Origin of the sequence: Amycolatopsis keratiniphila subsp. keratiniphila (genome assembly GCF_001620365.2) — a bacterium.
GTDB lineage: Bacteria > Actinomycetota > Actinomycetes > Mycobacteriales > Pseudonocardiaceae > Amycolatopsis > Amycolatopsis keratiniphila.
On the sequence record NZ_LQMT02000036.1, the window covers coordinates 120325 to 144634 of the forward strand.

General features: G+C 68.7%; 21 protein-coding genes. 13 read left to right on the forward strand and 8 right to left on the reverse strand.

The genetic code is table 11. The annotated features are described in order from the left end of the window. The first annotated feature begins 44 nt into the window (after positions 1-44). Positions 45-845, forward strand: coding sequence for an SDR family oxidoreductase (locus AVR91_RS33505; RefSeq protein ID WP_063274361.1), 801 nt, complete (start codon positions 45-47; stop codon positions 843-845). Positions 846-847: 2 nt separating this feature from the next. Continuing rightward, positions 848-1813, forward strand: coding sequence for an aldo/keto reductase (locus tag AVR91_RS33510; protein ID WP_063274360.1), 966 nt, complete (start codon positions 848-850; stop codon positions 1811-1813). A gap of 309 nt (positions 1814-2122) precedes the next feature. Here the strand turns inward: AVR91_RS33510 and AVR91_RS33515 are convergent, their stop codons facing one another. From AVR91_RS33515 to AVR91_RS33525, 3 genes are all read right to left on the reverse strand, one after another. Beyond that, a complete protein-coding gene (locus AVR91_RS33515) occupies positions 2123-2686 on the reverse strand; it encodes a TetR/AcrR family transcriptional regulator (protein ID WP_394329681.1) in 564 nt (187 codons plus the stop codon). Then, on the reverse strand, positions 2680-3885 hold the full coding sequence (locus AVR91_RS33520) for an MFS transporter (protein WP_063274359.1): 1206 nt from the start codon (positions 3883-3885) through the stop codon (positions 2680-2682). Before AVR91_RS33520 ends, AVR91_RS33515 begins: the two co-directional genes overlap by 7 nt. Positions 3886-4027: 142 nt before the next feature. Further along, the gene (locus AVR91_RS33525) at positions 4028-6604 is read right to left on the reverse strand and encodes a glycoside hydrolase family 3 protein (RefSeq protein WP_063274358.1); all 2577 of its coding nucleotides are present in this window, start codon (positions 6602-6604) and stop codon (positions 4028-4030) included. 339 nt (positions 6605-6943) lie between these two features. Here AVR91_RS33525 and AVR91_RS33530 point away from each other — a divergent pair, with 339 nt between their 5' ends. Further along, positions 6944-7750: an NmrA family NAD(P)-binding protein gene (locus AVR91_RS33530; protein ID WP_063274357.1), complete on the forward strand. Its 807-nt coding sequence runs from the start codon at positions 6944-6946 to the stop codon at positions 7748-7750. Positions 7751-8153: 403 nt separating this feature from the next. Here AVR91_RS33530 and AVR91_RS33535 read toward each other — a convergent pair whose 3' ends face one another. Further along, positions 8154-8630 carry an RrF2 family transcriptional regulator gene (locus AVR91_RS33535; protein WP_016335192.1) on the reverse strand — a complete coding sequence of 159 codons (477 nt, stop codon included), beginning with the start codon at positions 8628-8630 and terminating at the stop codon, positions 8154-8156. Between the two features lie 113 nt (positions 8631-8743). Here AVR91_RS33535 and AVR91_RS33540 point away from each other — a divergent pair, with 113 nt between their 5' ends. Next, positions 8744-9475 (forward strand): SDR family oxidoreductase, encoded by a 732-nt coding sequence (locus AVR91_RS33540; protein ID WP_063274375.1) that lies wholly within the window; start codon positions 8744-8746, stop codon positions 9473-9475. Positions 9476-9528: 53 nt separating this feature from the next. Here the strand turns inward: AVR91_RS33540 and glpD are convergent, their stop codons facing one another. Genes glpD through AVR91_RS33555 form a run of 3 tightly spaced genes read right to left on the reverse strand, consistent with a single transcriptional unit; the run spans position 9529 to position 13598 of the window. Further along, on the reverse strand, positions 9529-11241 hold the full coding sequence (glpD, locus tag AVR91_RS33545; RefSeq protein ID WP_043848198.1) for a glycerol-3-phosphate dehydrogenase: 1713 nt from the start codon (positions 11239-11241) through the stop codon (positions 9529-9531). A gap of 5 nt (positions 11242-11246) precedes the next feature. Continuing rightward, complete coding sequence (gene glpK / locus AVR91_RS33550; RefSeq protein WP_034316660.1) at positions 11247-12764, reverse strand: glycerol kinase GlpK; 1518 nt, start codon at positions 12762-12764, stop codon at positions 11247-11249. Between the two features lie 12 nt (positions 12765-12776). Beyond that, positions 12777-13598 carry an MIP/aquaporin family protein gene (locus tag AVR91_RS33555; RefSeq protein WP_063274356.1) on the reverse strand — a complete coding sequence of 274 codons (822 nt, stop codon included), beginning with the start codon at positions 13596-13598 and terminating at the stop codon, positions 12777-12779. Between the two features lie 151 nt (positions 13599-13749). On the opposite strand from AVR91_RS33555, the gene AVR91_RS33560 reads away from it, so the two are divergent. The 5 genes from AVR91_RS33560 (at position 13750) to AVR91_RS33580 (ending at position 19639) form a co-directional block, all read left to right on the forward strand. After that, positions 13750-14517 (forward strand): IclR family transcriptional regulator, encoded by a 768-nt coding sequence (locus AVR91_RS33560; protein WP_016335197.1) that lies wholly within the window; start codon positions 13750-13752, stop codon positions 14515-14517. A gap of 13 nt (positions 14518-14530) precedes the next feature. Further along, positions 14531-16483 carry a glycerol kinase GlpK gene (gene glpK / locus AVR91_RS33565; RefSeq protein WP_063274355.1) on the forward strand — a complete coding sequence of 651 codons (1953 nt, stop codon included), beginning with the start codon at positions 14531-14533 and terminating at the stop codon, positions 16481-16483. Between the two features lie 160 nt (positions 16484-16643). Then, positions 16644-16913 (forward strand): hypothetical protein, encoded by a 270-nt coding sequence (locus tag AVR91_RS33570; protein WP_063274354.1) that lies wholly within the window; start codon positions 16644-16646, stop codon positions 16911-16913. A 255-nt stretch (positions 16914-17168) separates the two neighbouring features. Beyond that, a complete protein-coding gene (locus AVR91_RS33575; protein WP_063274353.1) occupies positions 17169-18767 on the forward strand; it encodes a purple acid phosphatase family protein in 1599 nt (532 codons plus the stop codon). A 65-nt stretch (positions 18768-18832) separates the two neighbouring features. Further along, complete coding sequence (locus AVR91_RS33580) at positions 18833-19639, forward strand: serine hydrolase (RefSeq protein WP_170064577.1); 807 nt, start codon at positions 18833-18835, stop codon at positions 19637-19639. Here the strand turns inward: AVR91_RS33580 and AVR91_RS33585 are convergent. Next, a complete protein-coding gene (locus AVR91_RS33585; RefSeq protein ID WP_063274351.1) occupies positions 19596-20231 on the reverse strand; it encodes a MerR family transcriptional regulator in 636 nt (211 codons plus the stop codon). The two genes, AVR91_RS33580 and AVR91_RS33585, sit on opposite strands and share 44 nt — an antisense overlap. 344 nt (positions 20232-20575) lie before the next feature. Between AVR91_RS33585 and AVR91_RS33590 the strand changes: the two genes are divergently transcribed. The 4 genes from AVR91_RS33590 to AVR91_RS33605 all read left to right on the forward strand — a co-directional run bounded on the left by AVR91_RS33590 (position 20576) and on the right by AVR91_RS33605 (position 24309). After that, on the forward strand, positions 20576-21439 hold the full coding sequence (locus AVR91_RS33590) for an alkaline phosphatase family protein (RefSeq protein WP_063274350.1): 864 nt from the start codon (positions 20576-20578) through the stop codon (positions 21437-21439). Between the two features lie 66 nt (positions 21440-21505). Beyond that, positions 21506-22765: an MFS transporter gene (locus tag AVR91_RS33595; protein ID WP_083737818.1), complete on the forward strand. Its 1260-nt coding sequence runs from the start codon at positions 21506-21508 to the stop codon at positions 22763-22765. After that, positions 22762-23751 carry a TolB family protein gene (locus tag AVR91_RS33600; protein WP_063277206.1) on the forward strand — a complete coding sequence of 330 codons (990 nt, stop codon included), beginning with the start codon at positions 22762-22764 and terminating at the stop codon, positions 23749-23751. Before AVR91_RS33595 ends, AVR91_RS33600 begins: the two co-directional genes overlap by 4 nt. A 9-nt stretch (positions 23752-23760) precedes the next feature. Then, positions 23761-24309 carry a cysteine hydrolase family protein gene (locus tag AVR91_RS33605; protein WP_083737820.1) on the forward strand — a complete coding sequence of 183 codons (549 nt, stop codon included), beginning with the start codon at positions 23761-23763 and terminating at the stop codon, positions 24307-24309. The last annotated feature ends 1 nt before the right edge of the window (position 24310 follow it).

Consider the following 24310-nt stretch of genomic DNA (forward strand, 5'->3'; position numbering starts at 1 on the left):
CAAGAATTGTCATCGAACGCAGAATCGATAACCATGGAGCGCATGTGGAAGTGACAGGACGGGTCGTCGTGCTGACCGGCGCGGCACACGGTATCGGCGCCGCCATGGCCAGGCGGTTCGCCGCCGAAGGCGCCGCCGGGGTGGTGGTCTCCGATCTCGATCTCGAGGGCGCGGAAGAGGTCGTCGCCGGGATCACCGCCGCGGGCGGCACCGCGATCGCGCGCCACGCCGACGCGTCGTCCAAAGAGGACTTGAAGATGCTGGTGACCGAGGCCCGCGCGGCGTTCGGCCCGGTGGACCTCTTCTGCTCCAACGCCGGGGCCGCGTTCGGGACCGGGGTGCACGCCGCGGACGAGCAGTGGACGCGGTCGTGGGCGATCAACGTCATGCAGCATGTGCACGCCGCACAGGTCGCGCTCCCCGCGATGCTGAGCCGGGGCCACGGATACCTGCTGATCACGGCCTCGGGCGCGGGTCTGCTGGGCACGCCCGGCGACGCGCCGTACTCGGTGACCAAGCACGCGGCCGTCGGCCTCGCCGAATGGCTGGCCATCACCTACCGTCCGCGCGGGGTGCGGGTCAGCGCGCTGTGCCCGCTCGGCGTGCGGACCGCGCTGCTGGAGCCGGGTATCGCCGCCGGCCACCCCGCCGCGCTCGCGATCGCCGCCGCGGCGCCGCTGCTGGAACCGGAGGACGTCGCGGAGTCCGTCGTGCACGGGCTGGCGTCGGAGGAGTTCCTGATCCTGCCGCACGAATCGGTGCGGGAGACCTACGCCCGCAAGGCGGCCGGGCTCGACGAATGGATCGACCGCACCATCCTCGAAACCGGCGCGCGGAAGAGGTGACCATGGAGTACCGCAGGCTCGGCGCGAGCGGGCTGTCCGTCAGTGAGATCTCCTACGGCAACTGGCTCACCCACCCCGACGGCGCGGAATGCGTGCAGGCCGCGCTCGACGCGGGCATCACGACGTTCCACACCGCGGCCGCTTGGGACGGCGGTGCCGCCGAAGAGAACCTCGCCGCGGCGCTGAGCCACGCGCGCCGCGACGATCTCGTGCTGTGCACCGGTGTCTTCTGGCCGGAAGGCCCGGGCGTCAACGCCGCCGGTCTCAGCCGCAAGCACCTGATGACTTCGGTGAACGGCTCGCTGCGACGGCTGCGCACCGACTACCTCGACGTCTACCAGTTGCTGCGGTTCGACTACCGCACGCCGCTGGAGGAGACCTTCCTCGCGCTGTCGGATCTGGTGCGGCAGGGGAAGATCCTCTACGCGGGTACCGCGGAATGGACCGCGGAACAGCTGCTGGAAGCGCGGCCGATCGCCGAGCGGCACGGTGTCCCGCTGGTGGCGAACCAGCCGCACTACTCGATGCTCTGGCGGGTCGCCGAGGCCCAGGTGATGCCGGTGTGCGAACGGTCCGGGATCGGCCAGTTCGCGTCGGTCCCCCTCGCGCAGGGCGTGCTGACCGGCAAGTACCGGCCGGGCGAGATCCCGCCGGACTCCAGGGGCGCGAAGGCTGTCGAGACGAGGCCGCTGCTGCTGCCGGATCTCCTCGAACGCGTCGGCATGCTGCGCGGCGTCGCCGACGAGGCCGGGCTGACCATGGCCCAGCTGGCGCTCGCGTGGACGTTGCAGCACAACACCGTCGCGTCGGTGGTGATGGGCGCGAGCACCGCCGCCCAGGTGACCGAGAACGCGAAGGCGGCCGGGGTGGTGCTGGACCTCGACGCGCTGACGCGCATCGATCACCTGCTGGGCAGCTTCGTGCAGACGGATCCGCGGCTGACCTGGTCGCCGCCGGCGACCACCTGACGCCTCGCTTCACAAGTACGTGAAGGCCCCCTTCATTGCGTCTAGCGCAGTGAAGGGGGCCTTCACGTACTTGTGTTCGTGCTCGTGAATGGGGTGCTGGAGGTGTGTCGCGAAAGCGGTACCGGCCCGGCCACGCAGCCGACGTTGCGAAAGCCACTTTCGCAACCTTCAACGTTGCGAAAGTGGCTTTCGCAACCCCGGTCGAGGCCGACACCCGGCACCACTCAACGTCCCAAATCCTCCCCGCCCGACCAAGCCACGGCGGTCTTGCGGTGCCATCAAGCTCCGAGGCCCGACCGCTCCTGCCACTCACGAGGCCAAAGCGGTCCGCAGAAGGGCCTCGAACCGTTCCGCCGTCGGCGGTTCGTCGCGCAGCAATCCCTGCAGCAGAACACCGTCCACCAACGCGACCAGCATCTCGACCCGTACCGGATCACGGGTGTATCGGCGTGCGAAATCCGCCAAGGCCGCCATCCAGCGATCGGTCGACTCGCGGAGCTTCGGCTCCCGTGCCGCCAAGAGATACAGCTCGTACTCCGCCAGCAGATGGCCGGGTCTGGCGACGACTTCGGCCAGCAAGGCGGCGAACCGCCGCAACGCGTCCTCACCGCCGTCGGCCTCGGCGGCGAGCGCCCGCATCCGCTCGGCGTCCTCGTTCATGCACCAGGTGAGCGCGGCGGTCAGCAGTTCCTCGATCCCCTGGAAGTGGTACGCGGCCGCGGTCGCGGGCAAGCCGGCCTCGCGGGCGACGGTGCGATGACTGACTCCCGAAACCCCGTCCCTCGCGACGATGCGCAGGGTGGCCTCGATCAATTCCCGTTTGCGTCGCTCCCCTTTGGCGAGACGGCCGTCGGTGATCGGCTCGTTCAGCACGCCACCTCCTCGCTGGTCACGGTCTTCCTGCTCAGCAGAGGATACGAGAGCACGGCGACGAGGATGATCGAAGCACCGGCGGCGACCGCCACGGCGAATCCGCCGCCGGGTCCGAACCGGTCGACGGCCTCACCGGACACGGCGGCGCCCAGTGCGACACCGACGCTGAGACCCGTGATCGCCCAGGTCATCCCCTCGGTCAGCTTGTCCGCCGAGACGACCGTTTCGATCATCCCCATGACGACGATCATCGTGGGAGAGAAGAACAACCCGGCGACGAACACCACCGCGCACAGACCCACGACGCCGTCCACGAACAACAGCGGCACCGAGCTCGCGGCCGTGCCCGCGGTACCGATCAGGAGCAGCCGAGGCGGTGTCATGGCCGGTTTGAGCGTCCCGAAGACCAGTCCTGAGATGGCGGAGCCCACCGCGTAAACGGACACGACGACACCCGCTGCCGACGGCGAACCGGATCGCTCCGCGAACGCCACGCTGACGACGTCGACCGTGCCGACGATGATGCCGCCCGCCATCAACGTCAGCACCAGTACCCGCACCGCGCCCATCCGGACAGGCGAACTCCCGGCCGATCCGGTCGCCGGCCGCACGGGCGGTTCCGTCCCGCGTTGCGCGACGAACAGCACCACTCCGATCGCGAGGAACACCACGGCGACCAGCGGCCCGGCCTCGGGGAACACTGTGGTGCACAACGCCACCGACAGCGCGGGCCCGATGACGAACGTCAGTTCGTCGACCACCGACTCCAACGCGAAAGCCGTGTGCAGCCGGGGCGAGCCGTGGTACAGCCACGACCACCTGGCCCGGACCATCGCCGCCATGCTGGGCATGAACCCGGCCAGGACCGCGGACACGTACAGCGTCCAGACCGGCGCCCCGAAGCGGGCACAGAGCAGGAGCGCGCCGAGCGCCATCACACTGATCCCCGTCGCCGGCACCAGGATCCGGCTCTGTCCCCGGCGATCCACCAGCCGCGAGACCTGAGGCCCGAGCAGCGCCATGGACAGCGTGAACGTCGCCGAGACCAGCCCGGCGAGCCCGTAGTCGCCCCGCGTCTGCGCCAGCATCGTGATGATGCCGATTCCCGTCATGGGGACCGGCATCCTGGCGACCAACCCCGCGGCGAAGAAGGCGAGTGAGCCCTTCGTGGAGAACAGCTCTCGATACCGGCCTGACACGGCACACCCCCACAAGTTGAACGACCGTTACATTTTGAACAGTCGTTACACTTTATACCTGTGGCTCACCCTCCCCGCAAACGGCCCGGGACACGACGAGGGGTCCCTCCAAGACCTCTGGAAGGACCCCTCGCGGTGAAACTCAGTTCAGACTCGAGCAGGGTCTCGCGTCAGGATCCTGCGCTCCCTTGGGCACCCACCGCACGTTCGCGAACGAAGCCGAGAACCGGCCGTCGGTGTACACCAGGAACGGCGTGTTGACGTTCTCCAGATCCAGCCCGTTCGCGAAGCACGACACCGGGATCTTCACCGTCGACTTCGGCGCCCCCGCCAGATCGGTGAACAGCTTGGTCGCGTTCACCTCGGAGAAGCACGGGTAGACGCAGTGCATGCTGATCACCGTCCGGTTGGCAGGCGCCTCGTGCACGATCGCGTCGAACTCCAGCGCCGCGTCGGCGTTGAGGTAGCCGCGCAGATCGTTGGTACCGGCCGGGTTCTGGAAGTAGATCTGCGCCGGGCCGGTGCCGGTCCAGGTCGACTTGAGCCCGTCCTGCTGCACGTTCACGTCCGACTGCACGACGCTGATCTCGGCGTGCGACGCGGTGCCGTCGGGGCCGATCTCGGTACCGCCCCAGTTCTCCGCGGAACCGATGAAACCCTTGTACGGCGCGACATCGGTGCGGTTGAACACCTCGAGATCCTCGGTCGCGGTGCCGCCGCCACCGGTCGAGCCACAAGTCACCGGCCCGGCCGTCTCGTCCAGCTGCCCGATGGTGACACGCTGCCCGGTCTTGAGGCCGTAGCCGAGTTTGAACAGCGGGTCGTAGTCCGCCGAACCCGCGTTCAGCGGCGTCTGGCACGCGCTCTTCGGCCACGAGTACGGCAGCGTGGCCTTGAAGCCGCCCTTGACCAGGACATCGGCGACGCCGCCGCCTTCGGTGCCCGGCAGCCAGGCCGCGACGAACGCGTCGGAGCGGTTGATCTCCTTGTTCATGTACAGCGGACGGCCACCGACGTAGACGGTCACCACGGGAGCGCCCTTCCCGCGGACCTTGTCCAGCACGGCCAGGTCCTCGGGGTAGAGCCTCGACGCCTCCAGGGTCTTGCGCGTCAGGTCGCCGACGCCTTCCGCGTACGGGGTCTCACCGATGACGGCGATGACCGCGTCGTAGCCCTTCGGGTCGGTGTCGCCCTTTTCGTCGAAGGTGACGTTGACGTCGCCGAGCTGCTGCTTGAGCCCGGCCAGGATCGACGTGGCGTTCGGGAAGTCGGCGTTGGTGTTGCCGGTCCCCTGCCAGCTCAGCGTCCAGCCGCCGGTCTGGTTCTGGATGCTGTCCGCGCTCTTGCCGACCACGAGCACCTTCGACTTCGGCTTGAGCGGCAGCACGTTGCCGTTGTTCTTCAGCAGCGTCTGCGAGGAGCGGACCGCGTCGCGCGCCAGCCAGGTCTCCTTCAGCGCTTCGTCGGAGTTGGCGTAAGAACGGTCCGACGGCTTCTGCGACTCGTACAGCCCGGAGCGCAGCTTCACGCGCAGGATGCGGGTCACCGCGTCGTCGATCCGCGAGAGCGGGATCTGGCCGCCGTTGACCTGGGCGACCGTGTTGGTGATGAACGCCTTCCAGTCGTTCGGCACCATCACGATGTCGATGCCGGCGTTGATCGCCTGCGGACAGGAGGCGTTGGTGCAGCCCGGAACCTGGCCGATACCGTTCCAGTCGGACACGACGAGGCCGTCGAAGCCCATCTTGCCCTTGAGGATCTGGTTCAGCGCCTTGTCGCTGCCGTGCAGCTTGCCCTCGTCGATGCCGAGCTCGGCGTTGGTCCAGCTGTTGAACGACACCATCACGGTCTGGGAGCCCGCGGCGAGCGCGCCGTAGTAGCCCTGGCCGTGGACGTTGATCATCTCGGCCTCGGACGACGGGTTGACGCCCTGGTCCTGCCCCTTGAGGGTGCCGCCGTCGCCGATGAAGTGCTTGGCGGTGCCGATCACGCCGTTGTAGCCGATGCGTTTGGTGGAGCCGTCCTGGAGACCGTTGATCGCCTCGTAGCCGTAGGCCCTGGTGATCCGCGGGTCCTCGGAGAACCCTTCGTAGGTACGTCCCCAGCGGTCGTCCTTCACGACGGCCAGCGTCGGCGCGAAGGCCCAGTCCTGGCCGGTGGCGCGGATCTGCCGGGCCGTCGCCGCGGAGATGTCGCGCACCAGGCACGGGTCGTGCGCCGCGCCGAGCCCGATGTTGTGCGGGAAGACGGTGGCCCCGTACACGTTGTTGTTGCCGTGCACGGCGTCGATGCCCCAGATCACCGGGATCTTCGTCCTGCTGCTCTTGGCGGCGTCCCAATAGGAATCGGCGAGTTTCAGCCAGTCCTGCTGGGAGGCGTGCTTGTCCTTGTTCGGCCACGAGCCGCCGCCGTTGAGGACCGAGCCGATCGAGTACTGCCGGACCTCGTCGGGGGTGATCGCGGCGATCTCGGGCTGCGTCATCTGCCCGACCTTCTCCTCCAGGGTCATCCCCTCGAGGATTCCGGCGATCCGCTGTTCGTCACCGGCCTTGCCCTTGAACCGGCTCTCGACCTTCGGCCAGTCGGCGAGCGTCGGCAGGTTCTTCTCGATGCGGGCACAGCCATCCCGGTCGAGCGCGGGTTTCCCGATCACCGGCTGCTCGGCGGCGACGGCGGCGGGCGTGGCCACCACGGCCCCGCCGAGCAGGGTGAGACTCATCAAGGCGATCAGCGGACTTCGGCGCGCGCGAGCACGTCTTGCCATGGTCTGGTCCATTCTGCGGGAGGCGGGGACCGGCCGATCCTCACCGGACCCGGCGGCGACGTCAAGGGTTTCCGGGCGATAAGCCGCCTGTTAATTTTTGCCGTGAACTAAGAGTCACCCGGCCACCTGTCGCCGATTGCGCCGCTTGGCGGTGTACGGCAGCGCGAACAGGTACAGCCCGCTGAACATCAGCAGGAAGAGCGGCGGCACCGACGCTTCCCGATTCCCGACCGGTCCGCTTGACCTCCACATTACTTGAGCTTTTACCTTCACTGGAAACGAAGGGAATCACTCATGACCGTCTTGGTAACCGGAGCAACCGGGAACACCGGCCGCCACGTCGTGGCCGAACTCGTCCGCCGCGGGGAACGCGTCCGGGCACTCACCAGGAACCCCGGCGAAGCCCGGCTTCCAGCGGGTGTCGAACTCGCGGAAGGCACCCACACCGCTCCCGAGACACTGACCGAAGCCCTGGAAGGTGTCACCAAGCTGCACATCACCGTCACGGCGGGGCTCGCCGAGGTCGGCACCGAACTGGTCAAGCGTGCCGTGGACGCGGGCGTGCGCCGGATGACCGTCGTGTGGGGCGGTTACGTCGGGCCGACGGAACAGGCCATGGCCGAATCCGGGGTCGAATGGACGCGTCTGGAGCCGCAGGAGTTCATGTCCAACGCCCTGACCTGGGTCGACTCGGTCCGCACGGAAGGCGTGATCCGCGAGCCGTTCGACCTTCCGAGTGCCGTGGTGCACGAGGGCGACATCGGCGCCGTCGCCGCCACCGCGCTCGTGGAGGACGGGCATTCGGGCAAGGTCTACAACCTCACCGGGCCGCAGGCACTGACCACGAGCGAACGGATCGCGATCCTCGGCTCCGCGGTCGGCCGCGACATCACGCTGGAGAAGATCACGCGACAGCAGGCGATCGACCGACTGCTGACCGAAGGCGTCTCGGTCGCGGACGCCGAGTACGTCGTCGGCTGGCACAGCGATCCGCCCCTGGAGGCGCGCACCGTCGTCGACACGATCGAGAAGGTGACCGGGCGGCCTGCCCGCACGTTCGCGCAGTGGGTCGCCGAGCACGCCGACCGGTTCAAGCCGTGAGCGGTCCGACCGCCTTCACGATTTCCAGCACCGGGGCGGTGCAGTGGGCCTGAGCGGCGGCGCCGACGCCCGCAAGTAGGGAGGACTTGGGACGCTCAACGTCCGAAATCTTCCCCGCTCGGCATGACCTTGATCGACTCCTCGACGATGTGGGAATCAGGACGCTCAACGTCCCGATTCCCACATCGTCAACATCAGGTGCGGAGAGCCTCCGGAACCCCTTTGGCGACCGCTGACATACACATTCGCCTTGCTCAGACATGGGCACGCAAGAACCGACCCGTTCTAACCCGAACGCCACTCACGACCGCCCGGACCAAGTCGGTTGCGTGACCGAGTGGACGACACGCGTGATTCACGGACGACACACGTGCCGTCCAACGCGACCACCCGGACCGGCCCGCTACCCCTCGGCGGCCTTGAACCACGCACCGATCCCCGCGAGCGCGCCCGGACCGTAGTCACCCCGGACGTCGTCGGCCAGATCCGCGATGGACACGGCTCGCAACGCCGCCCGCCACTGAACCTCGGCGTTCGCCATCGCACGACTGATGGCACACGGCGTCGTGCACGCCTCGGGCGGCGTCGCCATCGGGCCGCGCTGCCGGATCTCGGTGCAGATGAAAGCCGGGCCGGGCCCGTCGATGGCCTCGACGACGTCGAGCACCGTGATCTCCGAAGGCGGCCTGGTGAGAACGTAGCCGCCGGCCTTCCCTTGCACCGACCGGATGAGATCGGCCCGCGAAAGGGCCTGGAGCTGCTTCGCGAGGTAACTGGGCGAGACGTCGTGCAGCTGCGCCAGGCGAGCGGCGGGCGCGGGTTCGTCGACGGAGGTCAGCACGACACAGCAGTGCAGGGCCCACTCGACCCCACCGGACATCTTCACCCGGACGACTCTAACCCGCCTCTTGACTCGGACACAATCTATCCGAGTAATATCCCGGACATGCGGTGTCCGGGTTCACGGGCGCCACCGACGAAGGGCACTGGGTCATGAAATTCGCGATCATCGGCGGGACCGGGCTGATCGGCTCGCAGGTCGTGCGCAATCTGAACGAGGCAGGGCACGAGGCGGTGCCGCATTCGCCGTCCACCGGGGTCGACCTGCTCACCGGCCAGGGCCTGGACAGCGCGCTCGACGGCGCCGACGTGGTCGTCAACCTCACCAACTCGCCGACCTTCGACGAGGCCTCCCCCGCGTTCTTCCGGACCTCGATGGACAACCTCGTGGCGGCCGCGAAGAAGGCGGGCACGGGACACTTCGTGATCCTGTCGATCGTCGGCGTCGACCAGGTGCCGGAGCTCGACTACTACCGGGCCAAGACCCTGCAGGAGGACATCCTCAAGGAGAGCGGTGTCCCCTACTCGATCGTCCGCGCCACCCAGTTCATGGAATTCGTCGACGCGGTCCTGTCCTGGACCTCCGACGAGACCGCGGTCCGCCTGCCCAGCACGCCGATCCAGCCGATCGCCGCGGCCGACGTCGCCGCCGCGGTGTCCGAGGTCTCGGCGGGAAAGCCGTTGAACGGCACCCTCGACGTCGGCGGCCCGGACGTCTACCCGCTGGACGAACTGGGCCGGATCACCCTGTCCGCCAAGGGAGACACGCGTCCGGTGACCGTCGACGAGACGGCGGGCATGTTCGCCGCGGTCAAGGGTGACGTGCTCACCACGAAGGACGGCGCCCGTATCGCCGCGACCCGCTACCTCGACTGGCTCAAGTAACGTGAAGGCCCCCTTCCCTCGGCTCAGCAGAGGGAAGGGGGCCTTCACGCGCTTCAGCTCGGCAGCAGCGCCGGAGCCGCGAGACGGCTGGCGTTCGCCGCCTCGTCGTCCGGCTGGGCCTGCGCGGAACGTTCCGCTTCGACCCGCGCGAGGTAGTTGGCGACCTCGCGTTCCTGCTTGTGCGAGTCCCAGCCCAGCAGCGGCGCCATCAGCTCCGCCACCACCGGCGCCGCGGTCACGCCGCGATCCCGCTCCTCGATGGAGATCCGGGTGCGCCGCGTCAGCACGTCCTCCAGGTGCAGCGCGCCCTCGTGCGAGACCGCGTAAACGACCTCCGCCTTCAGGTACTCAGCGGTCCCCGGGATCGCTTCGCCCAGTTCGGGACGGTCCGAGATCGACTCCAGGATGTCCTCGATCGCGGTGCCGTAGCGCTGGAGGAGATGCTCGATGCGGGCGATGGGCAGCCCCGTGCGCTGCACGAGCGAGTGCCGCGCGCCCCACAGTTCGTGGTAACCGGTCGCGCCGACGATCGGCAGCCGCTCGGTCCACGACGACGGCGCGGGGCGGCCGAGGTCCTCCACCGCGACGTCGACCGCGTCGGCGGCCATCACGCGGTACGTCGTGTACTTGCCGCCGGCCACGATCACCAGACCCGGCACCGGATGCGCCACGGCGTGCTCCCGCGACAGCTTCGTGGTCGACGTCGCCTTCGCGGCCAGCAGCGGCCGAAGCCCGGCGTACACGCCTTCGATGTCGTCGGCGGTGATCGGCGTGCGGAGGACGGCGTTGAGGTGGTCGAGCACGTAGTCGACGTCCGCCTGGCTGGCCGCCGGATGCTCGCGGTCGAGGTCCCATTCGGTGTCGGTGGTGCCGACGATCCAGTGCCGTCCCCACGGGATGACGAACAGCACGCTCTTCTCGGTGCGCAGGATCAGCCCGGTGTCCAGGTCGATCTTCTCGCGCGGCACCACCAGGTGGATGCCCTTCGACGCACGCACGGTGAACGGCGCGGGGATGCCCGCCGCTTCCGCCATGTCGTCGCTCCACACGCCGGTGGCCGCGACGACCGTCTTCGCCCGGACCTCGATCTCCGCACCGCTCTCGCGGTCGACGACCTTGGCCCCGACGACACGTTCGCCGTCGCGGATCAGCGAGGTCACCCGCGCCCGGGTGAGGACGGAAGCACCCTGCTCGGCCGCGGTCCGCGCGATGGTCATCGTGTGGCGGGCGTCGTCGACCTGGGCGTCGTAGTACTGGATGGCGCCGATCAGGGCGTCGTCCGCGAGGCCGGGGGCGACCTTGCCCGCACCGCGCTTCGACAGATGCCGGTGCCGCGGCAGGGCGCGTGCTCCGCCGAGGGTGTCGTAAAGGGTGACACCCGCGCCGATGTAGCCGCGTTCCCAGACGCGGTGCTTGAGCGGCACCAGGAACTTCACCGGCCGGACCAGGTGCGGCGCGAGGGTCTGCAGGAGCAGGCTGCGTTCCTTCAGCGCCTCGCGGACCAGCTTGAAGTCCAGGTTCTCCAGATAGCGCAGCCCACCGTGGATCAGCTTCGACGACCGGCTCGACGTTCCGGCGGCGAAGTCGCGGGCCTCGACGAGCGCGACGGAGAGCCCGCGCGACGCCGCGTCGAGCGCGACGCCGGCACCGGTCACTCCCCCGCCGACGACCAGCACGTCGATCTCCTCGCGAGCGAGCTTGCGCAGCGTCTCGGCACGGTAGACCGGGGAAAGCGGTACGGGTGTCACCTTGTTCCTCCTGTTCATCGGGCTCACTCGACCTCGACCCAGTCGAGCGTGCGGCCGACGGCCTTCTGCCAGCCCGCGTAGCCCTCGGCGCGCTGTTCGTCCGTCCACGACGGCTCCCAGCGCTTGTCCTCGTTCCAGTTCTGTTCCAGCTCGTCGGTGCTCTTCCAGAACCCGACGGCGAGCCCGGCCGCGTAGGCGGCGCCGAGCGCGGTGGTCTCGGCGACCACCGGCTTCGACACCGGCACGCCGAGGATGTCGGCCTGCAGCTGCATGCAGAGTTCGTTGGCGGTCACGCCACCGTCCACACGCAACACGTCGAGCGTGACGCCGGAGTCGTTCTGCATGGCCTCGACGACGTCGCGCGTCTGGTAGCAGATAGCTTCGAGCGTCGCCCGCGCCAGATGCGCGTTGGTGGTGGCGCGGGTGAGGCCGACGATCGCGCCGCGTGCGTCGGAACGCCAGTACGGGGCGAAAAGCCCGGAGAACGCGGGAACGAAGTAGACGCCGCCGTTGTCCTCGACCTGGCGCGCGAGGCTCTCGCTCTGGGACGCGCCGCTGATGATGCCCAGCTGATCCCGCAGCCACTGCACGGCGGAACCCGTGACGGCGATGGAGCCCTCCAGCGCGTACACCGGCTTCTCGTCGCCGAACTGGTAGGCCAGCGTCGTGAGCAGCCCGTGCTTCGAGCGCACGACCTCGTGCCCGGTGTTCAGGAGCAGGAAGTTGCCGGTGCCGTAGGTGTTCTTTGCCTCGCCGGGACGGAAGCACACCTGGCCGACGGTCGCCGCCTGCTGGTCGCCGAGCACACCGGTGATGGCGACCTCGCCGCCGAGCGGGCCGTCCGCACGGGTCACGCCGAAGCGGCCGTTGTTCGACGACGGCGCGATCGACGGCAGCATCTGCTTGGGGACGCCGAAGAACGACAGCAGTTCGTCGTCCCACTCCAGCGTTTCCAGGTCCATGAGCATGGTGCGCGACGCGTTGGTCGGATCCGTCACGTGCACGCCGCCGTCGGGCCCGCCGGTGAGGTTCCAGATGAGCCAGGTGTCGGTGGTGCCGAAGAGCGCGTCACCCTTTTCGGCGTCTTCGCGGACGCCCTCGACGTTCTCCAGGATCCACTGCAGCTTGCCGCCGGAGAAGTAGGTGGCGGGCGGCAGACCGGCCTTACGGCGGATGACGTCGCCCTTGCCCTCGCGTTCGAGCGCCGAGGCGATCCGGTCGGTACGGGTGTCCTGCCACACGATGGCGTTGCAGTACGGGCGCCCGGTGCGGCGGTTCCACACGACGGTGGTCTCACGCTGGTTGGTGATGCCGAGGGACGCGAGGTCCGCGGCGGTCAGCTTCGCCTTGTTGAGCGCGGTGGCGATGACCGAGCGGGTCCGCTCCCAGATCTCGGTGGCGTCGTGCTCGACCCAGCCCGGCTTCGGCAGGATCTGCTCGTGCTCGAGCTGGTGGCGGGCGATCTCGTTGCCGCCGTGGTCGAAGATCATGAAACGCGTGCTGGTGGTGCCCTGGTCGACGGCGCCGATGTAGTCAGACATGGGTTTCTCTCCTTAGGAAACGCGCTCGATGTCCTTGGCGGGCAAGGCTTCCGGTGCCGGTTCGGCGGGCAGGTAACGCTCGATGAAGAACTTGTAGATCGCCCCGCCGATGACCGCGCCGATCACCGGCGCCACGATCGGGATCCACCAGTAGGGATAGCCGTATTGGTCGGTGAACGCTGTGTCGTAGCCGGTGAGCCAGGACATCAGCCGCGGGCCGAAGTCGCGGGCGGGGTTGATCGCGTAGCCGGCGTTGGTGCCCCAGGCCATGCCGATCGCGACCACCAGGAAGCCGACGACGACCGGGGCGAGGTTCGCGGCGGGCGCGGTGTTGCGGAGGTCGGTGATGGCGAAGATCACCAGCGCCAGAATCGCGGTGCCGATGATCTGGTCACGGAAGGCACCCCAGTCACCCACCGGCAGAGTTCCGTTACCCGGAAGAGTGGAGAACACACCCTGGGTCTTGATCGTCAGACCGGGATCCGCGGCGTTGAGCACCTCGGTGTAGTTCCAGCGCACCAGCAGCGCGCCGAGGAACGCGCCTGCGGTCTGCGCCAGGGCGTACGGGGCGACCTTGCGCCACGAGAAACCCTTGAACACCGCGAGCGCCACGGTGACGGCGGGGTTCAGATGCGCGCCGCTGATCCGTGAAGCCACGTAGATACCCAGCGTGACACCGATTCCCCACGCCCACGCGATGCTGTCGTGGTCCCCGATGCCCGCGGCGACGACTTGGGCCACCACCCCACAGCCGAACAGGATGAGGATCATCGTCCCGACGAACTCCGCCGCCAGTTCGCCCGCCAGTCCGCGAGCCTTGAGGTTTCGCACCATTGCTTCCTCCACAAAGGACACCGTTGCCCTGTTGAGGCCGAAGTTAAGTTCGGGGAAACCCGGGGTCAACGGACGCCGGTCGGCATTGTCGAACGTCCGAAGACGATGTTCGACATTGTCGAATCGGGGCCGGTCGGGCTACGGTTGGGCCGTGCCCGGTCCGATCCAGTCCATCGAGCGCGCCGCCGCGATCCTGCGGTTGCTGGCGCGCGGTTCCGGCCGTCTCGGGGTCGGCGAGATCGCCGATTCCCTCGAGCTCGCCAAGGGAACGGCGCACGGGATCCTCCGCACCCTGCAAGGGGTCGGCTTTGTCGAACAAGACCGCGACACCGGGAAATACCAACTGGGCGCGGCGCTCCTGCACCTCGGCACGAGCTACCTCGACGTCAACGAACTCCGCTCCCGCGCCATCAACTGGGCCGACGCGCTGGCCGCGCGCAGCGGCGAGGCCGTCCGGATCGGCGCGCCGCTGGAGGGCCGGGTCCTGGTGGTGCACCACGTGTTCCGGCCCGACGACAGCCTGCAGACGCTCGACGTCGGCACACTTCTGCCGTTGCACGCGACGGCGCTCGGAAAAGTCCTTCTGGCCTACGACACCGGTCTCGTGGCATCGTTGCGCACCGGCGGACCGGAGGCCTACACGCGCCGGACCCTGGTCACCCAGACCGCGATCAAACGCGCCTGCGGCAAGGTGCGCGAGGCGGGCTGGGCGAGCGAGAACGGCGAGATGATCACCGGCGAGGCCGGGATAGCCGCGCCGATCCGCGGCCACGGCGGCATCGTGGTCGGCGCGATCGGGGTCTCCGGCGCGGCGGAACGGATCTGTGAAGCCGACGGCAGCCCGATCCCGCGGCTGCTCGGCCACGTGCGCGACGCGGCACGGGCGGTCTCCCGCGATCTCGGCGCGTCCCGATGGTGATGGAGGTGCTCGCGTGGTCCAGCGCTACGTGATGTCGATCGACCAGGGCACCACCTCGACCCGGTGCATCCTGTTCGACGCGCGCGGCAGGCTGGTGTCGGTCGCGCAGCGCGAACACACCCAGCACTTCCCGCGGCCGGGCTGGGTCGAACACGACGCGACGGAGATCTGGCGCAACGTCGGCCGGATCGTGCCGCAGGCGCTGGCCGACGCCGGGGTCGAAGCCGGCCAGGTGGTCGGGCTCGGCATCGCCAACCAGCGCGAGACGACGGTGCTGTGGGACAGGCACACCGGCAACCCGGTCGGGCGGGCGATCGTCTGGCAGGACACCCGCACCGACGCGATGCTCGAACACCTCGCCCGCGAGCCGGGCGCCGACCGTGTCCGGCGGCTGTGCGGGCTGCCACTGGCCACGTACTTCTCCGCGCCGCGTATCCGGTGGATGCTCGAACGCACGCCTGGCCTGCGGGAACGCGCCGAGCGCGGCGACGTGCTGTTCGGGACGGTCGAGAGCTGGCTGATCTGGAACCTGACCGGCGGCCCCGAGGGCGGTGTCCACGTCACCGACGTCACCAACGCCTCGCGCACCATGCTGATGAACCTGCGCACCCTGTCGTGGGACGACGAACTGCTGGAGTTCTTCGACGTCCCGCGCGCGATGCTGCCGGAGATCCGGCCGTCGACCGAGGTGTACGGGACGACGTCGCGGGTGGTCCCTGGCATCCGGATCGCGGCTGCGCTCGGCGATCAGCAGGCGGCGCTGTTCGGTCAGACCTGCTTCGCGCCCGGCGAGGCGAAATGCACGTACGGAACCGGGAGCTTCCTGCTGCTCAACACCGGTCCGACGCCGGTGCTCTCGGCGCACGGCATGCTGACCACCGTCGGGTTCAAGATCGGCGACGAGCCCGCCGTGTACGCGCTCGAAGGGTCGATCGCGGTCACCGGTTCGCTGGTGCAGTGGTTCCGCGACGGGCTCGAACTGATCGGCAGCGCACCCGAGATCGAGACGCTGGCGCGGACGGTCGAGGACAACGGCGGTTGCTACATCGTGCCCGCTTTCTCCGGTCTGTTCGCGCCGCATTGGCACAGCGAGGCGCGCGGCGTGATCGCCGGGCTGACGTCGTACATCACCAAGGGTCATCTGGCCAGGGCGGTACTGGAGGCGACGGGCTGGCAGACGCGGGAGGTGGTCGACGCGATGAACGCCGACTCCGGGCTCGCGCTCTCGACGCTCAAGGTGGACGGCGGGATGACCGCCGACAACCTGCTGATGCAGTTCGTCGCCGACGTCCTCGACGTGCCGGTGGTGCGCCCGATGGTCGCCGAGACGGTGTCGCTGGGCGCGGCGTACGCGGCCGGATTGTCGGTCGGCTACTGGCCGGACCTGGAGGGACTGCGCCGGAACTGGCACCGCGCCGGGCAGTGGCTGCCGACGATGGACCCGGCCCGCCGCGACAGTGAGTACTCACACTGGCGCCAGGCCGTGGAGCTGACCTTCGGTTGGATGCGCCCCGGCCCGACGGCGGCTCCCCCGGGCTCCGATCTGGTCGAGGTCGTCCTGGCCGATCACCGCCGGATCGAGCAGCTGTTCCGGGACCTGCGCAACGACGAGGCCGACCGTCCGGCGCTGATCGCCGAGCTCTCGGCGTCCTTGGTCGCCCATGCGACCGCGACGGAGCGGATCGTCCGTCCCGATGCGACGGAGAGCGGGCTCGCGGACGAGCTGCTGGCCGTGCTGGAGTCCGCCGACTCCGAGAAGGCGTTGGCAGTGCTGGAGAATTCGGTGGACGCGCATATCCGCGCGGAAGAACGCGGGTTGCTGAACGAACTCCGGCGCACACTGTCCACTTCGGATCGCACCGGCCTCGGCCGGGCGTTCGTGGCCGAGCGGCAGCGGCAGCTGGACCTCGACTGCGGCTCCGCCGCGCACGTCCGCGAGCAAGGCTCCCGGCTGCGCCTCTCGTGACGTGTTACCCTGTCGCCGTGCGCCGCTGGACTCGACTCGTAGTCAAGCGCGCCGGCTGAACCAGGTCGCCGGCGCGCATTCCGGCGACCCCTCGATACGGGGCATCTCCCGGGACCTGGCCCTCCATGGCCTGTACGTTTTCCCGCCTTCGGAGACCACGATGTCGATCACCGCCTTCCAGGTTCCCTCCCCTCGCTCGTCCATGCTGGTCCGCCGGCGGATCGCCACGTACTTCGTCGGCGGCGTCGAACAGATCCCCGGCCTGCTCGACGCGCTCGGCTGCCTGGTCCACGAACTGTCCGTCGACGTCCGCGACGGCGTCCGGGAAAGCACCATGACCTGCGCCGTCCTGATCGACGCCGCCGAGGTCGAGCCCCTGCTGGCCAGGCTGCGCGACCTGACCTCCGTCGTCTCGGCCGAGCTGGTCTGACCGCCGCGTGATCAGAGCCGGAACTCACGTGATTGAACGGCGATCTCGCGTGATTGAGCGGCGATCACGATGATCGCCGCCTGATCACGCGAGTTACGCCTCTGATCACGCGTGATCGCCGCTCAATCACGCGTGTTCGCCGTTCGGGCACAAAGTCCCCTATGCCCGAAGTCACTTGCACGGTTCCATGCAGCCGGTCATCGGATGGCCATCGGCCTCTTGACTTAGTTAAGAAGCCTTCTTAACTTCGATTTCATGGCCGAAACTCCCCGAAACAGCAGGTCCGAAGCCTATCGTCGACTCAGCCTGGCCGAAAAACACGACAATTTCGTCAAGCGGTATTCGCGGCGGACCCTGTTCCGGGTGGGCGCGGTGGGCGGGGCGGCACTCGCCGCCGGCGGCGTCCTGCTCCCGGGCGCGGCCACGGCCACCCCCGGGCCGATGGTGCTGCTCAACGCGGACAAGGTCGCGGGGTCGGCGCTACGGCCGTTCGGGCGGCACATCGCCTACGGGGCCGACCCGTCCCAGCAGGTCGTCGTCTCCTGGCAGGTGCCCGCGGCGGTGACCGCGCCGTTCGTCCGGATCGGCACCGTTCCCGGCGACTTCAGCCCGCCCATCCAGGCCGAGGTCCGGGCGCTGACCAGCCAGATGTCCTGGCAGCATCCGGTCGAGGAGGTCCCGCCGAACAGCCCGAAGTCGATCACCCAGTACTACCTCCACGCCCGGATCGACCGCCTCCTGCCCAACACCACGTACTACTACGTCGTCGGGCACGAGGGCTACGACCCCGCCGCCCGGCTCGGTGAGATGGCGAGTTTCCGCACCGCGCCCGCCCCTGGCGGCGACGGCACGTTCACCTTCACCGCATTCGGTGACCAAGGCGTCGGCTACAACGCCGTCGCGACCAGCAGCCTGATCGCGGGCCTCGACCCGGCCTTCCACCTCGCCATGGGTGACCTGAGCTACGCCCTGGAAGGCGAGGGCGGGCATCCGGAGGAAGACCAGTACGACGCGCGGCTCTGGGACTCCTTCTTCGTGCAGAACGAACCGGTCACCGCCGGGATCCCGTGGATGATGGCGCTCGGCAACCACGAGATGGAGGGCTGGTACTCCGAGGACGGTTACGGTGGCGTGCGGGCGCGTTTCACCATGCCGGACAACGCCTGGGACGGCTCCACCTGCATCTACTCGTGGCGGTACCAGAACGTCGGCATGATCAGCCTGGACGGCAACGACGTCTGCTACAACAGTCCGTCCAATCTGGACTACACCAAGGGCAAGCAGCTCAAATGGCTCGGCAAGACGCTCGCCGCCTTCCGCGCCGACCCCACGATCGACTTCATCGTCGTGTACTGCCACCAGTGCACGTATTCCACCTGTCATTCCAACGGCGCCGAACTCGGGGCGCAGAAGGACTGGGCACCACTGTTCGACAAGTACCAGGTCGACCTGGTGCTCAACGGTCACAACCACATCTACGAACGCACCGACCCGATCCGGGCGGGCAAGGCCGTCAAGAAGGTGCCCTCGCGCGGGACCACGAACCCGGTCAAGGACGGGACCACCTACATCACCGCGGGCGGCGGTGGCGGCAGTGTCTCCGAGTTCCCCGCGCCCGACACGTACCTCGGTCATGAGACGAGCAACGAATCCCCCGTCCCGATGAAGTACTCCGAACGGGACGGCCAGGACCGCACCAAGAAGGTCACCTGGTCCCGGGTCCGATTCCGTGGTTACAGCCTGGTCGCGGTCGACGTCATCGCGGGTACGGGCACCACACCGCCCAAAATGGACGTTCGCGCGATCAGCGCCGACGGCACGCTCGTCGACCAGATCATCGTGCAGCGTTCCTGACCTCGTTACAGAGTCATGACAAGAACAAGACGGGGCCACGATGATCGTCTCTGAACATCGGCACCATGTCCGACGAACGAACCAGGCCCATCGCAGTGCCCGGCGCGAACCGGCGACCACGACTTCGCGTGACGGTCCTGATCGCCCTCCCGGTGATCGCCGCGATCCTCGGCTACGTGATCTTCCAGTCCGTCGCGGAAAGCCGTCCGGTTCCGGAACGACGCGACGCCACTGTGGTCTTCGACCGCATATCGGGCGAGCAGGTGGTCGCCGAGCGGGGCTCGGAAAGGTTCCGCACGGCGTCGGTGGTGAAACTGTTCATCGCACTGGACGCCGTCACCCGCAAAGCGAGCAAGGCCGACGAAGCCCAGCTCCACCGGATGCTGGCGAAAAGCGACGACGCCGTCGCCAACACGCTCTGGACCAGGAACGGCGGCCCCGCGATCGTCACCAGGACGGTGGCGACCGCGGGCCTGGAGAACACCACCCCGCCCGCCGACGCGGGCCGCTGGGGCGACACACTGTCCACAGCGGACGACGTCGCCGCGGTGTACCGCCGCATCCTCAAACTGCCGAAGGCCAAGCGGGACGTCATCCTCGCACCACTGCGCCAGGCGAGCCGCATCGCGGCCGACGGTTTCGACCAGCACTTCGGCATCCCTTCGGCCTTCGGTGACCGGCCGTGGGCCGTGAAACAGGGCTGGGCGGCCGGGCGCGGCTCGGTGGACGCGCACACGACGGGGCTCGTCGGTGAAGGCGACCGCTACATCGTCGTCATCCTGTCCGGTTCCGCCGAGGGCACCGGCCTCGACGCGGCGACGGCCGCGGTCACCTCGGTGGCCAGGTCCTTGGCTCCGCGACTGGGAAAGTGACTTCGGCCGCGTTCTCCACGGCGATCTTGAAAGCGCTTACAAGGAGGTCCGCGAAACAGGCTCGCGGAGCCGCCGAGCCACCGTCCACTTGGGTTTTCAGCGCGGCCAGCTGGTCGCCGGCCAGCGGCGTGACCCGGTCCATGAACTGACCGAGGAACCGCAGGGCGGCGACGGGCGGGATCCCGGCGACGGCGAGGTCCGCCACCGCGCGCGAAACGGACGGGCGCACGACCGCCAGGGATCCCGTGCCGTCCCTGCCGAGCACGCCGTGACGCTCCAGGCATCGGGCGACGGCGGGCTGGTCGCGGGCGATTTCCGCCATCGCCGCGTCCAGCTGCTCGGCGCGGTCCACTGTGGTCGTTCCGAGCATCGCGGCGATGGACACCAGGTTGAAGCCCTGTTTCTGCAGCATCGTGATGCGACGCAGGCGCCGCAGATGGGCCGGTCCGTAGTAGGCGGACCTGCCGTGCCGGACCGGCGGGGCGAGCAGGCCCCGGGTCTGATGGGCCCGGATATTGCGCGCCGACATGCCGACGATCGTGGAAAGTTCTTCGATCGTGTATCCGGCCGGCCTCGGCGAAAAGGGCTTCACGCCGACAGCTTAACCAATGGTCGGATGAGTACACCACAGAGCCGGGGCAATGGCCGCACCACTGCCAACCGGCTGAATCAGCGAGTTGCCATAAGTTCATCGGTTCCGGGCGACGAACACAAGGTCGGCGGCCGGTTTACACGGTTTCATGCCAAGCAATGCCGGTTTTGGGGTGTTCCACACTCTCCGGTTACTCCAGTCAGGCGATCTTGATGGGCCGATGACTTCGTTGCCGTTTAAATGCACCAGAGACATCAGATGTCTCGACTCTGTCGACGCCCGCGGAGCGCCGCTGAACCCGATGGCTGGTCGTCAAAGTTTCAACCTTTTCCCAGGAGGTTTCCATGTTCTGGAAACGGATCACGGTCGCGGCCGTGGCCGCGACCGGTTTGGCCACGGCGCTGGTGGTGTCCCATCAGGACACTCCCGCCGCCGCGATAGAACCCGCCGCGGCGAAAGTGCCCGCGTTCGACCACATCGTCCTCGTGATGTTCGAGAACAAGGACTACAAGCAGATCAGCGGCAGCTCCAAGGCGCCGTACTTCAACAAGCTCGCCTCACAGGGCGCCAAGTTCACCAAGGCGTACGGGACGACGCACCCGAGCCAGCCGAACTACATCGCCCAGTTCGCGGGTTCGACGCACGGTGTCGACAGCAACAAATGCCAGGATCTCGGCAACAAGGAGAACCTCGCATCCCAGCTGGCTGGGATCGGCAAGAAGTTCGTCGGTTACGCGGAAAGCATGCCTTCCGACGGCTACACCGGCTGCACGAAGGGCAAATACGCCCGCAAGCACAACAGCTGGGTCAGCTTCAGCAATGTGCCGTCGTCGGCGAACAAAAGGTTCTCGTCGTTCCCGAGCGACTTCACCAAGCTGCCCCACGTCGCTTTCGTGACCCCGGATCTGTGCAGCGACATGCACGACTGTTCGGTCGACACGGGCGACAAATGGCTGAAGAACAACCTCGACGCGTACGCGCAGTGGGCCAAGACGCACAACAGCCTGCTGATCGTCAATTTCGACGAGGACAGCGGGACGTCGGTGAACCAGATCTTCACGACGTTCGTCGGCGCCCACGTGAAGCCGGGCAGCTACAGCGAATCCATCAACCACTACTCGATTCTCCGCACGATGGAGGCGTCGTTCGGCCTGCCGGGTATCGGCAACGCGGCCAACAAGGCGCCGATCACGAGCGTGTGGCAGTAGTCGGGTGAACCCCGCGGGCGTGTCCACTGTGGACGCGCCCGCGGGCGGGGAAGGATGGTTCGTCGCGTGTACCTGTCCACGATCGGCCGCCGGGAGCATCCCGGCGGCGTGTCCAAGAAGTCCTTCGCCCTGCTGGGCGGGAACGTCTTCGCCCTGGGCACCGTCAGCCTCGTCACGGACGTCTCGTCGGAGATGGTGACGGCCGTGCTGCCGGTGTACCTGGTGCTCGGGCTGCACCTCGGCCCGGCGGCGTACGGCGTGGTGGACGGCCTCTACACCGGCGCGACCGCGCTGCTGCGGCTGGTCGGCGGCTACGTCGCGGACCGGGTGCGACGGCGCAAGGCGGTCGCCGGGCTGGGCTACGCGATGTCCGCCGTGGCGAAACTGGGGCTCGTGGCCGCGGGATCGTCGGCGACCGCGATCGGCGTGGTGCTGACCGCGGACCGCACGGGCAAGGGACTGCGGACCGCGCCGCGCGACGCGCTGATCACCTTGTCGGCCCCCGAACACATGCTGGGCCGCGCGTTCGGCGTGCACCGGGCGATGGACAGCGTCGGCGCGTTCCTCGGCCCGCTCGCCGCGGTCGCGGTGCTGGCCGTGGCGGGTTCGGCGACCGGGGTCGAGGGCTTCGACGCGGTCTTCGTGACCAGCTTCTGCATCGCCACCGCCGGTGTGCTGCTGCTGGCGTTGTTCGTCCGCGACCACCGCGCGCCCAAACCGCCGTCCGGCACCGTGTCCCTGCGAGCGGCGGCGGGGCTCCTGCGCGGCGCCGGCGTGCGACGGCTGCTGATCGCCGCGTGCGTCCTCGGCCTGGCCACCATCGGAGACGGCTTCGTCTACCTTCTGTTGCAGGACAAGGAGGACATCGCCACCGGCTGGTTCCCGCTGCTCGCCGTCGGGACCAACCTGGCCTATCTGCTGCTGGCCGCGCCGCTCGGCGCACTGGCCGACCGCGTCGGCAGGCTGCCGGTGATGCTCGGCGGTTACGGCGCCCTGATCGCCGTCTACCTGCTGCTGCTCAGCCCGCTCACCGGCTGGGCGTTGTTCGCGCTCACGCTCGGCCTGTACGGCGTGTTCTACGCGGCGACCGACGGCGTGCTCATGGCGCTGGCCGGACCGTTGCTGCCCGAGGCGTTGCGCACCACCGGTATCGCGATCGTGCAGAGCGGGCAGGCGCTCGCGTACTTCGTCTCGTCCGTCCTTTTCGGACTCTCTTGGCAGTTCTGGGGTGCGGCCACGGCGATCACGATCGCCGCCGGGACGGTGCTCGCCGCCGTCGCCGCCACCTTCGTTCTCTTGGTTCCCCGCAGGAAGGCACGACCGTGAACACCCGCACCCGCGTCCTGATCGCCGTCACCGGAGTCCTCACGCTGGCCGCGGCCGCCGTGATCTACGTCGGGGTGGCGAGCGCGCGCAACCAGGGGACCGCGTCGGCGGGCACCAGCGACGCCGTCACCCTCGACGGCGGACGGTTGCTCTTCCGCAGCACCGCCGACGCCGACCGCGGGCACGTGTCCAGCGTCAGCGCCGCCGACCCCGGAGGCACACGGGCGGTGTCGACCGTGTCCTGCAGCCGGGTCTACGCGGCGGGCGGCACGGGGATCTGCCTGCGCCCCGAAACCGGCCTGACCACCTACCAGCTCGCCGTGCTCGACAGCCGTCTCGCGGTCACGCAGGAGATCCCACTGGTCGGCCTGCCCAACCGGGCGCGGGTCTCGCCCGACGGCAAACGGCTGGCGTGGACGGTGTTCGTCACCGGCGATTCCTACAACGGCGGCCGGTTCTCCACCCGGGCCGGCACCCTCGACCTCACCACCGACAACGTCGAGGGCACGCTGGAGGACTTCGCCGTGACCGTGGACGGCAAGCCGTACAAGGCCGCCGACTTCAACTTCTGGGGTGTCACCTTCACCCGTCAGCCGGGCCGGTTCTACGCCACCATGTCGACCGGCTCCCACCGGTACCTCGTCGAAGGCGACTCGACCGCCCGGACCGTGAAGACCTTGCGGGACAACGTCGAATGCCCGTCCCTCTCCCCCGACGAGACCCGCGTCGCCTACAAGGCCGCCATCGACGGCGATCCCGCGAAGGGCTGGCGGGTGTCGGTGCTCGACCTCGCGAGCGGCACCGTGACGCCGCTGGCGGAGACCAGGACCGTCGACGACCAGCCCGCGTGGCTCGACGACCGCACCGTCGCCTACGCCCTCCCCCGCACTCAAGGACATTCCGACGTCTGGGCCGTACCCGCCGACGGCTCCGGCGCGCCGCGGCTGCTCATCCCGGAGGCCGAGTCACCCGCCGCGCTGCCCTAGGCTCTCGGCATGAGGGCCGCGCTGCTGATCGTCGACATGCAGGAAATGCTCGTTCCCCTGGTCTGGCGCGGCGAGGAACTGGCGGCCCGGATCGCCGCCCTCGCCAGGAAGGCCCGCGAGAACGGGGTCCCGGTGATCGCGCTGCGGCAGATCGGCGCCCCCGGCACCGACTTCGACCCGGCGTCGCCGGGCACCCGGGTCAGCGCGCTGCTCGGCCTCGAACCGGTCGACGTGGTGGTCGACAAGACCGCGACGGATTCCTTCTACCGCACCGGGCTGGCGGGGCTGCTCGTCGACCGCGGCGTCGACACCGTGGTGCTGACCGGGCTGGCCACCGACTACTGCGTCGACGCGACCGCCCGGTCCGCTCAGAGCCACGGCTTGGACGTCGTGCTGGTCGCCGACGGCCACGCTCCCTCGTCCGACGGCGACCCCACCACCGGGCTGACCGCCGAACAGGTCGTCGCGCGGCACAACCTGCTGCTGAGCACGGCGATCCATCCCGGTGGACGGCTGCGTGTGGTGCCGTCGGCGGAGGTCGAGTTCACCGGCCCGTAGG

Bases quoted from the DNA above. Each gene is read 5' to 3' on its own strand.
- AVR91_RS33510 (WP_063274360.1), top strand. From the start codon at position 848: ATGGAGTACCGCAGGCTCGGCGCGAGCGGGCTGTCCGTCAGTGAGATC.
- AVR91_RS33525 (WP_063274358.1), bottom strand. From the start codon at position 6,604: ATGAGTCTCACCCTGCTCGGCGGGGCCGTGGTGGCCACGCCCGCCGCC.
- AVR91_RS33530 (WP_063274357.1), top strand. From the start codon at position 6,944: ATGACCGTCTTGGTAACCGGAGCAACCGGGAACACCGGCCGCCACGTC.
- AVR91_RS33535 (WP_016335192.1), bottom strand. From the start codon at position 8,630: ATGTCCGGTGGGGTCGAGTGGGCCCTGCACTGCTGTGTCGTGCTGACC.
- AVR91_RS33540 (WP_063274375.1), top strand. From the start codon at position 8,744: ATGAAATTCGCGATCATCGGCGGGACCGGGCTGATCGGCTCGCAGGTC.
- glpD (WP_043848198.1), bottom strand. From the start codon at position 11,241: ATGAACAGGAGGAACAAGGTGACACCCGTACCGCTTTCCCCGGTCTAC.
- glpK (WP_034316660.1), bottom strand. From the start codon at position 12,764: ATGTCTGACTACATCGGCGCCGTCGACCAGGGCACCACCAGCACGCGT.
- AVR91_RS33555 (WP_063274356.1), bottom strand. From the start codon at position 13,598: ATGGTGCGAAACCTCAAGGCTCGCGGACTGGCGGGCGAACTGGCGGCG.
- AVR91_RS33570 (WP_063274354.1), top strand. From the start codon at position 16,644: ATGTCGATCACCGCCTTCCAGGTTCCCTCCCCTCGCTCGTCCATGCTG.
- AVR91_RS33575 (WP_063274353.1), top strand. From the start codon at position 17,169: ATGGCCGAAACTCCCCGAAACAGCAGGTCCGAAGCCTATCGTCGACTC.
- AVR91_RS33580 (WP_170064577.1), top strand. From the start codon at position 18,833: ATGTCCGACGAACGAACCAGGCCCATCGCAGTGCCCGGCGCGAACCGG.
- AVR91_RS33590 (WP_063274350.1), top strand. From the start codon at position 20,576: ATGTTCTGGAAACGGATCACGGTCGCGGCCGTGGCCGCGACCGGTTTG.
- AVR91_RS33605 (WP_083737820.1), top strand. From the start codon at position 23,761: ATGAGGGCCGCGCTGCTGATCGTCGACATGCAGGAAATGCTCGTTCCC.